Genomic DNA, 14,789 nt, shown 5'->3' with positions numbered 1-14,789 from the left:
CAATTTATCTGCTACCAACCTTCGAATCAAAAGCGACAGAGGGCCTCACGGACCTCGCTTCCGGCCGTAGGATGCCGAAGTTAACCAGAACGCGAGTAATCATCGACGCTACGAACGCAATGAGTGAGATCATAAGAACATGCTGCAAGTCAAACGCGTCGCCTGCCATCAGAAACCTGAAACAGAAGTATGCAACGAGCAGAACAACAAGATTATTACTACCTGCTCCAGCCTCGAATGATCCCGCAAAGAATCCGGTCACGAAGAGCGCTACTAAAGCAGCAGCAACGCTACCAAATACTAGGAACGTATAGCCGGCGCCCGACAGAAAGATGCCTCCCTTAGTCCAACCCAAGAACTCAAACGTTAATTCGTTACCGAGCCAACCCTCTTTCGACGGGTATAGAGCTCGAGGGACCAAGTTGATTACACCTTTAATCGGGTCCCAGACTGAAGCGTCAAAGCCCGCGCGGTCAGCCGCAAGTGCCAATCGCACCCCGTCATAACTATCTAGCCCGCTAGATGCAAGTGCACCGAGGGGATCCGATATAATACTGCGAACAACTTCCGCTGCTGAGACGCTTTGCCCTGTAATTAGATTTCCGCGAGAGATAGAGACGAACGAGCTGCCCAAAGCCGCTACGACCCCTAAACCCGCGAGAGGCAAAACCCTCATTCCAGTGTTACTGGCATTCCGTAATCTGCGCGGATCGCGCAGAGAACCGACTACCACACCGACCACGATGAGAAGAAGCGGACTTCTTACGTCACCCACGAGTAAAAGAGCCAGACCCACAAGCCCAAAAAGCAATCGTAATTTGCTGCCAAAATTGCGGTAGGCAAAACCAATTGCAACTGTTAAAGGCATCCACCACCCAATCATTACTGTGGCTCCGGCTCCTTCGACCGAGCCTCTATCTGCTGCATCTACCGCGAACAACCGACTAATCGAGTACGCCGGAACAGATACGAGCATCATGACCGCATGCACGGCTTGAGCTCGATTGCCTTCGTACACAAACATTGAACGAGGAAGTGCGAAACTACGAGCATGAAATGATACGTGAGCGCCAACCACGGAACCGATAGCGAGAAACGCAATACTACCCACAAGTATGCTGATGGCCGCGAGATTAGACCCAAGGTAACTGGGCACGACCAGACCGGCCCTTAGCAATTTCGATTCCGTGCGTTCACTACTTTGAGCCAGAACAGGAAGCAGTACGACAGGAAAGAACGCGATCAGTGCAACACATCCCACGACATACGAGCGCCCGGGTGCCGTCGCATATGACATCTTGACCAGCAGCCATGCGAGGAACGAAAAAAGCGATGTTGCGAAGAATATAACTGTAACGCTCGCGGTCGAAAGACCTGCTACGATACTGATTGCTAAACCGATAGCCACAAAGATAAAACCAGCAGCAACCGCGTAATCAGTTCTGGCCTCAGAAACGCCTAACTTGTTTCTAGTCAAGTCGATCACCCTTTTCTACGCTGGGGCGAGGAACGATCACTGTTGAAGTCCATCAGATTCGCGAGAATCCTCGCGTAGACATCGTCCCACGTCCATGATCGAATGTCTCGCCGTCCAGCATCAGAGATCCGCTGACGCTGCTCCTCGTCGACGAGTAGCACCCTTATTGCCGTACAAAGAGCATCCTCCGACCGAGCATCGACGAGTACAACGCCCTTCTGTTCCCCGCTGATCTCTGGTATCCCTCCAACCTTGGAAGCAATCACAGCGGCGCGCGAAGCCTTGCCTTCCTGCACGACAAGGCCGCAAGGTTCCGGCCACACCGACGGTACGACCACAATCCGTGAGGCGTTCATTAGACGAGGAACAGCCGCAGGGTGCAGAGGCCCTAGAAACTCGATTGGTAATTTCTGGCGGTCCACTTGATTACGAAGACAGATCTCGTACTCCGATAATTGTTCCGGTAGAAACGTCTTTCCACCCACCACCCCAACCGACACTTCGAAATCATCCTCTACCAACAGTGCGATTGCGTCAACGAGCACTTTCACGCCCTTTTCAGGAACCACTCGCCCTACATAAATGACATCGAAGCGGATTGGAACTGAACCCTCAAACCGCTTTGTATCAGTGGTATTTAGCGCAACAATCATGCGGAACCCTATTGTGGCAGGGGTGATTCGCGCTCGACGGATAATATCGTCTTTGATAAAACTACTTACACAGACGATGACGTCGAAATGCGCGAGCGCCTTGCGCATGCTTCGGGACGGAACACCGGACATCGTTACATTATGAAGGTATAGAACAATCTTCGCCTCAGGGTAGAGCTTCCTTAAACGGCTGCCGCTCCAGGGACGATTGTGGACAAATATGACGTCAGGCGAAGTCGTCGTAGTCGCAATCGTAAAAGTATCGACCGCACCTACTCCAAGAAGCCACGACAAACCCGAACGTAAAATCCGCGCGACCTTGCAGCGATGACTCGACGGATAGTGCACGAGCGGCAAGCAGGATTCGCGATCATGAGGCAGACCGTAATCGGCCACCAGCACACCTGAAGCTCCATCTGCATCCGCGGCACGACACAATTGCCTCGCGACAGATAATATTGCGGACCCGTTGGACTCTGTGACTTTGTCATGCCGTGGCAGAATATGCCACTGCACAGAGTTCGGGGGCGGTTTTCTCCGCGCGTTACCTTCAGTGTCTACCGTCATCGAACTAGTGCGCCCATCCGCTGCTCAAGGCGCTCTAGATGGGTCTCGGCTGAGAATTTCTCAGCTGCATACGCTGCTATTTTCCTCTGCTTCAAGTCCCTACAGGCCTGCACAGCGTAGAAAAGCGAAGCAGCGTCGTCTTTTTTGGCCAGAAATCCGTTATTGCCATCTGACACCGTTTCCAGATATCCGCCCTTCGGCACGGCAGCGCAAGGTGTGCCTTCGAAGTTCGCCTCGGGCCCTGTAAGACCGAAGTCTTCATCGGCTGTAAGAAGCAAGCAGTCGGCGCCCGCGTAAAGATTGGCTAAGAGCTCGTCCGAAACTCGACCCATTGGAATTACACCTTCTACGCCGCTAAGAGATTCCGATCCTGACCCCGCTACAACCAGCGGCAACCTAGCCATCTGCGCAGTCTCTACCGCCAGACCGATGTTCTTGTAGCCCTTATTGCGGGCTACACACATTAGATACCTTTCCGGCAGGCGAGTCACCTGTTCTGCTAGTGCCAACTTGCCGACGCGTGATACTGGCGGGTGGATCACCTCTGAGTCAACTCCATAGGCTTTCCAAATGCGCTCTTGCGTAACTCTGCTATTAGCCACCACAATGCGGTTATCGGTCCACGAGATCCGATCAGCCTTTAGCAAGTACGGACGCAGCGCCGTCAGTGCTAAGCGCTTATGTGGCGACAACTGCCGACGGTAATGATCGGTTTCGTGCAGCCAGCGCGCTGGGCTATGCATATAGACAATAGTCGGGCTATCGCTCGGAAAAAGATGTGCAAAGCCAGAACTACTCACAAGCGCAACATCACACTTTCCGACGTGCGTTCGACGACTGAGCGCCGGCAGAACAGGCAGAAGCATTTCGATTCGCTTGGCGAGTTCTCTGCTTGAAATCGTCGTATTTATTTTACACTTGGTGAAGCTTGAGTAGGTCATGTCGGCTTCATACGCGAGCGTCGAAATTTCGGCAGAAGGCCAGTTCTTCGACCATGTTTCGACCACACGCTCGGCTCCGCCGTACTGGAGTAGATAATCATGCGCGATCGCTATTTTCATCTCTTTAACGAGCATTGCGCACCCCCTTAAGATCTTCTTTTGTCCAACTTGCTTCTTTGCGCGGTCGCGTCATGTGGACTTGATTGCCAACTAGTAACAGCCCAGTCACAGCACCAACTGCTTGCGCAATTACCGCAATAAGGCATGCATCGATTGCGGTCATCGATTGATACACGCTAATGAAGCCTACGGTGACGACGGTCAAGTTCGTCAGATAAATTACGCATGCTTGAAGCGGTTTGCCACTGCCCGTCAGGAAAGTAGCGCAAAGCATAGCCACAGCACCGAACATTGTTCCGATCAACAGTATCCACACCATCGGAATGCTTTCTACAAAATCATCGCCGAAGAGAACTGGAACAAGCACCTTCGCCGCGACCGCTGCAGCGCACCCGAGCAACACTGTAACCGCGATTGTTCGTATAGTTGACTTCACGAGAACCGTCAGATCGGTGTCTGAACTGACCTCAGTGAGCATATTGCGTGTTCCGACGGAGGCGGCCAGGAGCGGTAGTTCCGCGATTGTGACAGCGACCGCATATCGGCCCAGTTCGGAACTACTGATAAAAGCAGGGAGGATGGCTTGGTCCAAACGATTGCTAGCCGCTATCGAGACGGTAGACAAAGCGGTAACACACGAGAATTTCGCGAACCTTACGAAGGGCAAGGCCTCTGTCTTCCGGGCCGTCTCGGCGACGCGCACTGGCATCAGGAGTACACCGTAGGCCAGTATCCCCGAGAGGAGAAAAGCCGCGACAAAAGGGTAAGGTCCGAGATCAGGCACGAACGCGAGTGCAACAATTGAGATGAGTCGTAAGAGCGCTGAGACAGCGCGCTCTAGGTCCAACACGTGCCAGTTACTACTTGCGGCGTGGACCGCACGACGCGTATTTGCAATCGCGCCAATGATGACGGCCGACCATGCGAGCGCAAGCGCATTGCTGGTCAGACCTTGCTCGGTCGCCACAGTATCCACATAAAACAACAAAGCGACGTAGACGACAAGACTGGTGATGCCCAATATGGCAGACCCTGAGCGCAATACATTGACCCGTGAATAACCTTTAGCGATGAAGAAGACTATTGCGGTTGGGACGCCGAAGGCAGCAATCGAGTCTGCAACTGTTAGCGGTTGAAGTACGGCAGCAAGCTGTCCTCGACCTTCGCTGCCTAACGCGTTGGCAAGGATCGGGGCAGTTACAACCCCTACCAACGGATTGAGGGAGTAAGCGAACACGCTGCGAAGAAATGCGACATTTCGCGAAAACGCCATAGAATTAACGCAAACTCTCGACCATGTCATGGCACTGCGCAATACGATTGGGCCAGCTGTTAGCTTGAGCATGCGCCCGCCGGCGCTCTACCTGCTCCACGGAAGGGACCGCCAGATTGTCACGAACAGCGCGCACAAATGATTGGCAGTCACCTGCCAGCAAGATCGAGTGCTCTCGTTGAGTCAGACTTGGCAACTTTGTTCCGACCACGACTAACCCCGCAGAGAGATACTCATAGACTTTCAGTGGAAATACACCGGCCGTGTACTCGTTGAGATTATAGGGAATGAGGCCGACAGAACATTTGTTTAGAAGTTCGGCGAGCTTTGGCTTGTCCAACGTTCCGTGATATTCCACGCCAGGGGAGTTGATAAGCTTGGTTAACCGGCTGTCTCGGCTGCCATCAATATCCGCAGGGCCAGCGATGGCTACCTGGACGCCTGCCTCAATGAGCGCTTCGATTATGCTGATGTCGATTTTCTGTGGCGTGATGTTACCGGCGAAAACTGCGACAGCACGACGCTCCAAGTTCAGATGCGAGAAAGCTTCGATGTCAGCGACGTTTTCCCATAATTGGGCTTTAGCTCCCTGTGCGTTTAGGTGATCCCGTACTCCAATACTACTTGCTATTTGCACCCGAGACGCAGCGATCGTGGTACGTTCTTCCGACAGCAGAGCGCGACGCGGCACTTTCTCAAGATTGTGTAGAAGATCTACCGAATGGTAGACGGTGCTGTGAACGATTTCATGCAGACCATACGTGATTGGACTGAATGACCACAGCACTGCTGAGTCAATCTCAGGAACAGCGGACTTGATTTGCTTTTGGAGTAGAACTCTGTTTATACGACGCATTACCGACGACCCATGAAACGGAATCACCCGTGGCTTGATCACGGTCAACGAAGCGGGTCGCGGCCTGTCTCGCCTGACTGGTGTGCCGCCATCGTGGTCGCGTCGCACCAACTGTATGACACGTCGAACGATGCGCCCCAGGTCTGCGCGGTTGAGACCGGGCGATCTGAGACCCATCGACTCGATATATATGACCTCGTGGCTACTAGAAAGACCAAGTGCAACATGCTGCTTGTTCGTCCAGAGCTCCGAGTCGTAGTCCGCAGTCGATAGGACAATCACACGACGTGAGCCAGGGCTTTTCCCGGACAACTAATCACACCCCGTCGACGAACACTAATAGTTGGCTTCGCGTGAGCGAACTCACTAGATGGGCACACCGCCTGTAATTAACGCAGCTCTCATGCTTGCTGCAGCTTCCACGGCATCCGCGCCCACCTCTGCATGAACTAGAGAAACTGTACTTCGTATGGCAAGTTCCGGCGACCTGAACGTAAACTCCAGGTCAGAGCCCGATCGATCACTTGATGGCTGCATCACGAACCGTCGCGGAGCTCGTCTTCGGGCCCGTCCCTGGCCTTGGTTGGTGGTGCTCATATCAGGAACGCGCTGCCGGCTGGAACACATAAGCTGACTGGTACACGTACCGTCTGCTGTGGACTGTCGGCGTAGCGGGCTCGATGGTTCACTTGTGCGTCGCCTGATTTTGTGACGCGCGATCAGCAAGGCTGAAGACCTCGGAGGTAGAAGCGATGAGTGATGCTCGTGCATCGACAGTGCACATAATTGAACCTGGCGGCCAGGGGGGCGTGTACCAACACGTACTGGGGAGCGTTCAAGCCGGGGTGTATCTGGAGCACAGTTCGCGTGTAGTCGTTCACACTGCCAAAGATGCGGAGTTATACCCTGACTTCCAAGGGGTTGAATACTGCACATGCATGCGCTACCAACGTCGTGGGAATCATTTTACGCGGGCGCTATTCTCCTTATCTTGGGTACTTTTTGCTCTCCTCCCACACTTGATCTCAGTTTCGCTTCGATCTCGTGGGGTTTGGGAAGTTCAAGGACGTTTCGGCTCGGGTCTTTATGCCTTGATCATTTTGATTGGGCGTGTTGGATTTCACTCTGTATATTGGGCGCCTCACAACAGCTTCTCTAGAACCGGCAAAGCACTGGAAACGGTTGCCGAGCGCTTCAGCTTTCGGTTGACGAATGTGCTTATCCTGTATGTGCAGTCTGAACGTGACAAATTCCCGAGTCGGTCGGTTGTGCTGATTCGTCAGCTTTGGATGTACGAGGCCGATATTGACAAGGTCTTGATTTCCGACTGGCGCCTCCGGTTGTCCGGTGGTTCACAACCCGTAGCCTTGTTTGTCGGCCAGTTGCGGCCAGATAAGAATCCACTTGTACTCGTCGACGCGATCAATATGCTGGATCGGCCGATGACCGTGGTGTTTGCGGGTAGCGATCTCGGCGCAGCGAGTTCAATCAGAACGGCACATCTTGCATCACGTCACACGCTGTTGCTCCTCACCGAGTATCTGGAAACGCGCGAGATGCAGGCTCTGATTAAGGCGGCTGACGTCGTGGTGTGTCCTTACCTTCTCGCTAGCCAAAGCGGCGTGGCTGCCCTCGCTACACAGCTGGGTACTCCAGTCGTGGTTTCAGACGTGGGAGGTTTGTCGGAGCAGAGTGACCTAGTGTTCACGGTGACATCGGACGACGCTGCAAGCCAACTTGCATCGCTCATTGCCGGGTGTGTGGGCGTGCCGGAAATATTCACGTAAGTAGGAGAGGAGAGACGATGGTGGCCGGATTTCGTCGACGACAGTTTTATGGGTTAGCTATGACGATCGCTACTGCGCTTTGTGTTTCCTGTTCGTCGCAGCCTCCCGCGCCAGATTCTCCTGCTTCCTCTGTGCAGCCGGGCACCCAGCTAACTGATGTCACAATAATCGGTGACTCATATACGAGCGGCACGCCGTTGGGAGGCGAGTCGGAGAAGTTAAACTGGACGACTCGTGTTGCATTGAGGCTTTACCAGAAAGGAATTCCGGTGAAGTATGATATTAATGCCTCGCCAAATATGGGATTCTGTTCTACCGGGGAGTCCGCAGTGAACTTCTCAAGTGCAGTAAGAGAATCGGTGTCGACCCGTACGAAAGTTTTATTGTTTGTTGGAGGTGCATCTGATAGGTTTGCCAATATTGTGGATTGCGCGTCAACTGTTCGGCGATCCCTTGAAGAAGCGAGAAAAATATCGCCATCAGTGCAAACGGTAATCATCGGCCCTATATGGCCGAATTCAGAACCACCCGCCGAAGTTGTTCAGGTCCGGGACATGTATCGCCAAGAAGCTGCCTCCAACGGTGTGACGTTCGTTGACCCTCTTGCTCTTCAGTGGTTCGGTGGCACGAAAGGTGCGCTCATATCGTCAGATGGAGTCAATCCGACTGATCAAGGACATGCTTATTTGGAGGAGGTCATATTCCCGAAGGTGCTACCGACTTTCGAGGCAATTGGCTGATCGCGTCTATGCCAGACGTGGTGCGCTTTGCTCAAACAATACTGAACAGTTCGCCAGCTCATTGCTGGCCGAGGAATGATATCCATCCGAGTACTGACTGAGTTCAGCGGTCGACCCGCCGAATTTCTGGCTACAAGCATGGTCAGTCATCGCCCTACATGTGAAAAGGGCGACGACTTCAACCGCTCGGACCACTATCTGACGGTCACTAACGCTTGCTCGTGTCGCACTCAGCCACACCTACCTGTCCGACGAAGCCCGCGCAGCGACGTACCAGGACTGGATCCACACCTACAATCACCACCGGCACCACACCGGCATCGGTGTCCAGTCACCGATCGTCCGCGTCGCCGTACGGCACTTCCCCAGGAACTAGTCCACTATAAATTGCACGATCATACTGGACCATCGATGCAACGATGGTATCGAAATCGGTTGTGGGCGACCACTTCAGCTCGGCCCGCGCCTTCGCGGGGTCTCCGATACTCACCGCGGAATCGGCAGGCCTCGTCAAGGACGCGTCGGACTGCACCAGACCCTGCCAGTCCGAGATGCCGGCCGCAGCGAAGGCAGCGGCGACAAAGTCCATGATCGACCGCGCCTCCCCTGTCGCCACGATGAAGTCGTCGCCCTTACCGTGCATCGCCATCCTGAACATCGCGTCGACGTAGTCCGGGGCCCAGCCCCAGTCGCGGCGGATGCTCGTGTCACCGAGGGTCAGGGTGTCCTGCTTGCCGGCGGCGATGGCTGCCACAGCCGACGTGATCTTCCTGGTCACGAAGGTGGTCGGCCGGCGGGGTGACTCGTGGTTGTAGAGGATCGCGTTCGTGCCCTCCAGGCCACGAGCTCGATAGATCTGGACCAGGTTGTGAGAGAGCGCCTTCGACGCACCATACGGCGAGGTCGGCTTGATCGGAGTGTCCTCGGTCTGGGGCGACTGCGACGATCCGGCGAAGATCTCTGCCGACGACGCGTTCACCACCATGACCTTCTTGCCCGACTCCTCCTGCTGCTGCAGGCAAGCATCCAGAAGTGCCGCTGCCGACACCCCGTTCACACGGGTCGTGGTCACCGGGTCCTGCCACGACTGCCACACCGAGGAAATGCCGGCCAGATGGAACACATAGTCGGGTGCGATCTCGCGGACGGCCGCTGCCGTAGCCGCGGGGTCGGCGATGTCCTGGTACCGCACGGTCACACCGTCGAGGTACTGGAGGAACGGCGGTGCGTTGTCGTCCGGGCGGGTGATGCCGTGGACGTTCCATCCCTTCGACACCAGGAGCTCGGCCAGGTATGTCCCGTCCTGTCCACCTACGCCGGTGATCATCGCGACAGGTGCTGTGGACGTCGCGTCGGTGCTCATGGGGTCAGTATGCCGTCCAGCTTCTTCCGATTCGGGACGCCGTTCGTGCCGTTGCCCAACCTGGACTTGGCGAAGTCGTAGGCCTCGGTCAACCGCCCGGCCATCAACGCGAAGTCGAACGACTTTGCCACCTCGACGGATTGGGCACGGACGGACTCGTTGTAGTCGGGGTCGGCGAAAAAGCGCCGCACCGCGATCGCCATCTCGACGGGTGTGGTACCTGCCAGTGGGTAGTTGAGGGACACCATGCTGGGAATCGCACGGCTGAGTATCGGGCATCCCATCTCTGCTGCCTCGAGTGTGGACAGGGGCGCGCCCTCCCACGCCGCCGTGTGCAGATACAGGCTCGCGGCCTGGACCAGCGTGCGTACCTCGGCCGGCTCGATCCACCCGGTGATGCGCACACCGGCTCGTTCGAGGCACTCACGGCCCTCGTCACCGGAGCCGATCCACACGAACTCGCACGACGGTCCGACTACCTCGGCCACCTCCGCGAAGAAGTGCGGATCCTTCTGATCTGCGATGCGCCCGAGCATGGCGACGATCGGTCGGGCGGAGGGTGGCGGGCGGTCGACGACCAGCGCCATCGGGGTCACAGTGTTGGGAACCTCGCGGCTGGGCATGCCGGGACGCAATTCGTGGCCGATGGCCAGCTCCCGAGGGCTCACGGCCATCAACATCTGCTCCCTGCCGGCGAGAAACCGTTCCACCGCCCAGTACGTCAGTCTCTTGACGGGTGGGTGCCCCTCTTCCATGGCGTAGCAGTGCGGTGAGTAGACGATGCGTGTTCCCGCCGGCAGCATCGCCCGCAACAGGCCGGCATAACTCGAGTGCAGGTGCACGATGTCGAAGTCGTTGTCGAGGATGAACCTGCGTGCGTCCCGTAGGAAGCCCATGAGTTCGCCGTCGAACGTGGTCACCGTCGCGGTATCGGGAACATCGAAGGTTTCATGTCCCACACGGGTTCTGACGAACAGATGGTGCTCGTGAGTGTCGGCTCCGCGCACGTAGTTGACGATGGCGCTACGCAACCCACCGCCGAACGCTTCCGACACGTGCACGATCTTCATCCAGCACCTTTTCGTCGTGGGGTGGTGCCGCGCTCCCGACCCGCGTACCCACAGAACATAACGCCCATGACCATTTGCTGCACCCCGAACAATGCCGCTTCCGGCCGTTTCGATTCTTACAAAAGAAAACGATTCCTCGTTCTGATCGATCGGACTGCTACATGCCCGAGAAGGAGTCGTTCTGCACGTTTTGTCAATCCCGTAGTCGTTGTTCGAAACAGGACGCAAAGCCTGCGTCGTGCCATAGTGAGCACATGGTGGCACCGAACTCTGCGAGCGGGCAGACGGCCGCACAGCCGAAGCAGTGGGTCTCTCGAGTCCAGACCGGCGCACGCGAGCAGCTCGGCGAGCGGCTGTACAACGTGGTCATCACCAGGATTCCGTCACGCTGGGTCAGACTGGCGTGGCTGCGGGGGTTCGGGGCCTCGATCGGACGTGGCACGGCGATCGAACTGAACACGCGCGTGCTGGGACTACGGTCCCTCGTCATCGGCGACAACTGCTCCATCGGATCCCGCTGCCTGCTCGATGCCCGTGGCCAGGTGACCATCGGCGACGACGTCACCGTCGGCTCCCATGTGCAGATGATCAGCGGCCAGCATGTGGTCGACTCGGACGACTTCGGAACCACGTACTGCCCCATCGTCATCGACCACCATGCGTGGATCGCGAATCGATGCATGATCGTGGTCGGTGTGCGGATAGGCGCAGGTGCCGTGGTCGGAGCGGCATCCCTGGTGCGGGACGACGTGGAGTCGATGAGCATCGTCGCCGGCGTCCCTGCTCGTCCGATAGGCGTACGCACCTCGACACTGGACTACCACCCGGCAGCACCGCCGATTCTGACGTGAGTGACGGCTACCGGCGTCGACGGTGACTGTTGCCGACGCAGCCGAGCACGTGCACACCCGAGAGACCCAGCTTGCCGACCGAATGTCTTAGATCGCCCGATGTCGTCGACCCGAGCTGAGCCACCAGAAGGACGCCGTCGGCGACACCCGCCAGGACGGCCGCGTCGGCGGAGCACATCACCGGCGGTGCGTCGATCACCACGAATTCGAAGTACTCGTGAAGTTGCTTCACCATCTCGGTCATCGTCACGCGACCGAACAGCGCGCTGGACGACTCCTTGGCGGCACCGGTTCCGATGATGCTGAGGTTGTCCAGGTCGGTCGGAACCACTACATCGTCCAAAGAGGCTTTGCCGGAGAGTAATTCGCTCAGTCCCCGCCCCGGCCCCATTCCGAACAGGGTCGGTATCTTCCCGCCGCGGAAGTCTGCGTCGACCAGGGCGACCGACCTGCCAGTTTCTGCCAGCACCACCGACAACCCGGTCGCGACGGTTGTCGAGCCTGTTCCCGCTGCAGGCGCAGCGATCACGATGGTCCGGTGAGGAGTCGTCGTCTTCGACGCGAGGATCACCGTTCTGATCTCCCGGAACGCCTCCGCCGTCGCCGGATACGCCGGCCCCACGAGGAGCGACTCGGCGGACGACTTCTTCTGGCGAGGGATGACGCCGAGCACCGGCACACCGGCGGCCGCCTCGATGTCGTCGTCCGTCCGCACCGTCGAGTCCAACGCCGACCGTCCCACTGCCGCCGCGAGACCGAGCACCAGCCCGCCGAACAGCCCGAACACCAGGTTGCGACCCCACCGCGGGGTGGACGGAGCAGCGGGCAGATCGGCGACGCCCGCCACCGTGGCCGTGGCCGACGGCGTTCCGCCTGTCTTCGACGTCTCCAGTTCCTGCACCAACTGACTGGTCTGGGACGCGATCGAATTGGCGAGGTCCCGTGCCGAGACAGGATCGGTGTCGGTCACCGTGACGTCGAGCAGCACCGACCCCGTCACGGCCGTAGCGGTGACCCTGGACATCACTTCCTCGGGCGAGATGGTCAACCCGAGTTCGTCGATGGCCCGCTCGGCCACCTGCTTGCCCACCGCCAATCCTGCGTAGGAGGCGACGCGTCCCGTCGAGAACAGACTGCCCTGGTAGGCGTCGCTGATCGAGCCCGCACCCGTGGTGGAGATGAACAAGCGTGCTGTCGCGACGTAGGTCGGCGAGGACAGTGCGGACGCCCCGGCAGCAGCGCCGACCGCCAACAGGGCGCACAGCGCCACTGTGACCCAGTAGGTACGCCAGGCTGCGAAATACTCCCGTATGTCCATGACCCGGTCTCCCCGCGGAATGGGCCCAGCGATTGTGGCCGGGAATGTTTGCTCATAGTATGCGTGCATCGGATGAATGCGCAGTGCAACAACGGCACCCGAGAATTGTCACCGCCACGACCCGCACCGAGACAGAATGGCTCTCGCAACCCAGTGATCGCCCTGTTTGTCGGGGTGCAAATAGGCAGTACGAATAGCGAACGAAGGTGTGTGTTGACCAAGCGGGCTCTCATCACAGGCATCACCGGCCAGGACGGCATGTATCTCGCCGAACTGCTGCACGGTAAGGGATACGACGTGTTCGGTCTGGTGGCCGGGCAGAACAACCCCAAGGCGGATCAACTCCGTATCACTCACCCCTACGTCGAGATCATCAGTGGAAACCTTCTCGACCTCGTCAGCCTCATTCGCGCTGTGGCCCATGCCAAGCCGGACGAGGTCTACAACCTGGGCGCCATCTCCTTCGTCGCCTACTCGTGGGAGAACGCCAGGCTGACCAGTGACGTCACCGGTGGCGGCGTGCTGAACATTCTCGAGGCGGTGCGCTTCTTCCAGGACAGCTCGGGACGTGACGTCCGGTTCTACCAGGCGTCGAGCTCCGAGATGTTCGGCAAGGTCCAGGAAGTGCCCCAGAGCGAGTCGACTCTGCTGTGGCCGCGCTCCCCCTACGGCGTCGCCAAGGTCTACGGCCACTACATGACCATCAATTACCGCGAGTCGTACGGGATGCACGCCAGTTCCGGTGTGCTGTTCAATCACGAATCACCACGCCGCGGACCGGAATTCGTCACCAGGAAGGTTTCGCAGGCAGTAGCCCGCATGAAGCTCGGACTTCAGGACACCATCGCTCTGGGAAACCTGGATGCGAAGCGGGACTGGGGTTTCGCCGGGGACTACGTCGAGGCGATGTGGTTGATGCTGCAACACGATCACGCGGACGACTACGTCATCTCCACCGGCGTGACCCACTCCATCCGCGACCTTCTCGACATCGCCTTCGACGAGATCGGCATCTCCGACTGGAACGACCGCGTCGAGATCGACCCCGCCTTCATGCGGCCGGCGGAAGTGGACGAGCTCATCGGTGACTCCACCAAAGCGCGAGAGACACTGGGGTGGCGGCCCAAGGTCGGCTTCGACGAACTGGTCCGCATGATGGTGCGGCACGACATCGACGATCAGTCCAAGCGCGCAGCGGGTGGACTGTGAACACGGCGACCTACTCGAGCACGCGCAAGGAACAGCTCGGCGAGCGTGTCTTCAACTTCCTGATCACCAACATCCCCTCCCACACGGTCCGACAGGGCTGGCTCCGCTTCTTCGGCGCCACTATCGGAACGGGGTCCTCCATCATGCTGGGGTCCACCGTGCTCGGGCTCCGGCGGCTGGTCATCGGGAACAACGTCTCCATCGGCTCGTCCGTTCTTCTCGACGCCCGCGGCGGGTTGCTGATCGACGACGACGTGGTGATCGCCTCCGACGTCCACATCATCACCGGAGATCACGACGTCGACAGTGACGACTTCGCGGTACGGCTCGGACCTGTCCACGTCGGACACCATGTGTGGATCGCCAGTCGCGCCACCGTTTTGCGGGACGTCGAGATCGGTGCCGGCGCCGTCATCGGAGCGTCGTCACTGGTGCGACGGGATGTGGCCGAGATGGAGATCGCCGCCGGCATTCCTGCCACGGCCCTGGGCAAGCGGACGTCCGCCCTCGACTACCACCCCACGTTCCGCCCACTTCTCTACTGACCCCCTACCAGTCCGCCGC

13 protein-coding genes and 1 pseudogene are annotated in these 14,789 nt (G+C 57.9%); 6 read left to right on the top strand and 8 right to left on the bottom strand.

Annotation, left to right across the window (positions count from 1 at the left end; genetic code table 11):
- Nucleotides 1-4: 4 nt before the first annotated feature.
- The 5 genes from AC0IX4_RS02575 to AC0IX4_RS02555 are packed head-to-tail and all read right to left on the bottom strand — an operon-like array spanning nt 5 to nt 5,929.
- Entirely contained in the window at nt 5-1,486 is a 1,482-nt protein-coding gene (locus AC0IX4_RS02575; protein ID WP_471827921.1) for a hypothetical protein, read from the bottom strand.
- The gene (locus tag AC0IX4_RS02570) at nt 1,483-2,697 is read right to left on the bottom strand and encodes a glycosyltransferase family 4 protein (RefSeq protein ID WP_471827920.1); all 1,215 of its coding nucleotides are present in this window, start codon (nt 2,695-2,697) and stop codon (nt 1,483-1,485) included. The genes AC0IX4_RS02575 and AC0IX4_RS02570 overlap by 4 nt, the downstream gene beginning before the upstream one ends.
- Complete coding sequence (locus AC0IX4_RS02565) at nt 2,694-3,773, bottom strand: glycosyltransferase (RefSeq protein ID WP_471827919.1); 1,080 nt, start codon at nt 3,771-3,773, stop codon at nt 2,694-2,696. Before AC0IX4_RS02565 ends, AC0IX4_RS02570 begins: the two co-directional genes overlap by 4 nt.
- On the bottom strand, nt 3,763-4,995 hold the full coding sequence (locus tag AC0IX4_RS02560) for an oligosaccharide flippase family protein (RefSeq protein ID WP_471827918.1): 1,233 nt from the start codon (nt 4,993-4,995) through the stop codon (nt 3,763-3,765). Before AC0IX4_RS02560 ends, AC0IX4_RS02565 begins: the two co-directional genes overlap by 11 nt.
- Before the next feature lie 40 nt (nt 4,996-5,035).
- A complete protein-coding gene (locus tag AC0IX4_RS02555; protein ID WP_471828328.1) occupies nt 5,036-5,929 on the bottom strand; it encodes a glycosyltransferase in 894 nt (297 codons plus the stop codon).
- A gap of 977 nt (nt 5,930-6,906) precedes the next feature.
- Here AC0IX4_RS02555 and AC0IX4_RS02550 point away from each other — a divergent pair.
- The 3 genes and pseudogenes from AC0IX4_RS02550 to AC0IX4_RS02540 form a co-directional block, all read left to right on the top strand.
- Nucleotides 6,907-7,674: a glycosyltransferase gene (locus AC0IX4_RS02550; protein ID WP_471827917.1), complete on the top strand. Its 768-nt coding sequence runs from the start codon at nt 6,907-6,909 to the stop codon at nt 7,672-7,674.
- Between the two features lie 59 nt (nt 7,675-7,733).
- A complete protein-coding gene (locus AC0IX4_RS02545; protein WP_471827916.1) occupies nt 7,734-8,414 on the top strand; it encodes an SGNH/GDSL hydrolase family protein in 681 nt (226 codons plus the stop codon).
- A gap of 226 nt (nt 8,415-8,640) precedes the next feature.
- Nucleotides 8,641-8,790 (top strand): annotated as a pseudogene (locus AC0IX4_RS02540) (IS481 family transposase); the annotation flags it as partial.
- On the opposite strand, the gene AC0IX4_RS02535 reads toward AC0IX4_RS02540, so the two are convergent.
- Together AC0IX4_RS02535 and AC0IX4_RS02530 are read right to left on the bottom strand one after the other, a co-directional pair.
- Nucleotides 8,746-9,777, bottom strand: a complete 1,032-nt coding sequence (locus AC0IX4_RS02535) for a GDP-mannose 4,6-dehydratase (protein ID WP_471827915.1) — start codon at nt 9,775-9,777, stop codon at nt 8,746-8,748. The pseudogene AC0IX4_RS02540 and the gene AC0IX4_RS02535 sit on opposite strands and share 45 nt — an antisense overlap.
- Nucleotides 9,774-10,847, bottom strand: coding sequence for a glycosyltransferase (locus tag AC0IX4_RS02530; RefSeq protein WP_471827914.1), 1,074 nt, complete (start codon nt 10,845-10,847; stop codon nt 9,774-9,776). Before AC0IX4_RS02530 ends, AC0IX4_RS02535 begins: the two co-directional genes overlap by 4 nt.
- A gap of 254 nt (nt 10,848-11,101) precedes the next feature.
- Between AC0IX4_RS02530 and AC0IX4_RS02525 the strand changes: the two genes are divergently transcribed.
- A complete protein-coding gene (locus AC0IX4_RS02525; protein ID WP_471827913.1) occupies nt 11,102-11,698 on the top strand; it encodes an acyltransferase in 597 nt (198 codons plus the stop codon).
- 7 nt (nt 11,699-11,705) lie between these two features.
- On the opposite strand, the gene AC0IX4_RS02520 is transcribed toward AC0IX4_RS02525, so the two are convergent.
- Nucleotides 11,706-13,016, bottom strand: a complete 1,311-nt coding sequence (locus AC0IX4_RS02520; RefSeq protein WP_471827912.1) for a tyrosine-protein kinase domain-containing protein — start codon at nt 13,014-13,016, stop codon at nt 11,706-11,708.
- Nucleotides 13,017-13,229: 213 nt separating this feature from the next.
- Between AC0IX4_RS02520 and AC0IX4_RS02515 the strand changes: the two genes are divergently transcribed.
- On the top strand, nt 13,230-14,225 hold the full coding sequence (locus AC0IX4_RS02515; protein WP_056072860.1) for a GDP-mannose 4,6-dehydratase: 996 nt from the start codon (nt 13,230-13,232) through the stop codon (nt 14,223-14,225).
- A complete protein-coding gene (locus tag AC0IX4_RS02510; protein ID WP_056071477.1) occupies nt 14,222-14,770 on the top strand; it encodes an acyltransferase in 549 nt (182 codons plus the stop codon). Before AC0IX4_RS02515 ends, AC0IX4_RS02510 begins: the two co-directional genes overlap by 4 nt.
- Nucleotides 14,771-14,789: the final 19 nt, after the last annotated feature.

The organism is Rhodococcus sp. AC861 (assembly GCF_979256035.1).
Note: the sequence above shows the minus strand (reverse complement) of the source record. Positions and strands in the feature narration are given on the sequence as shown.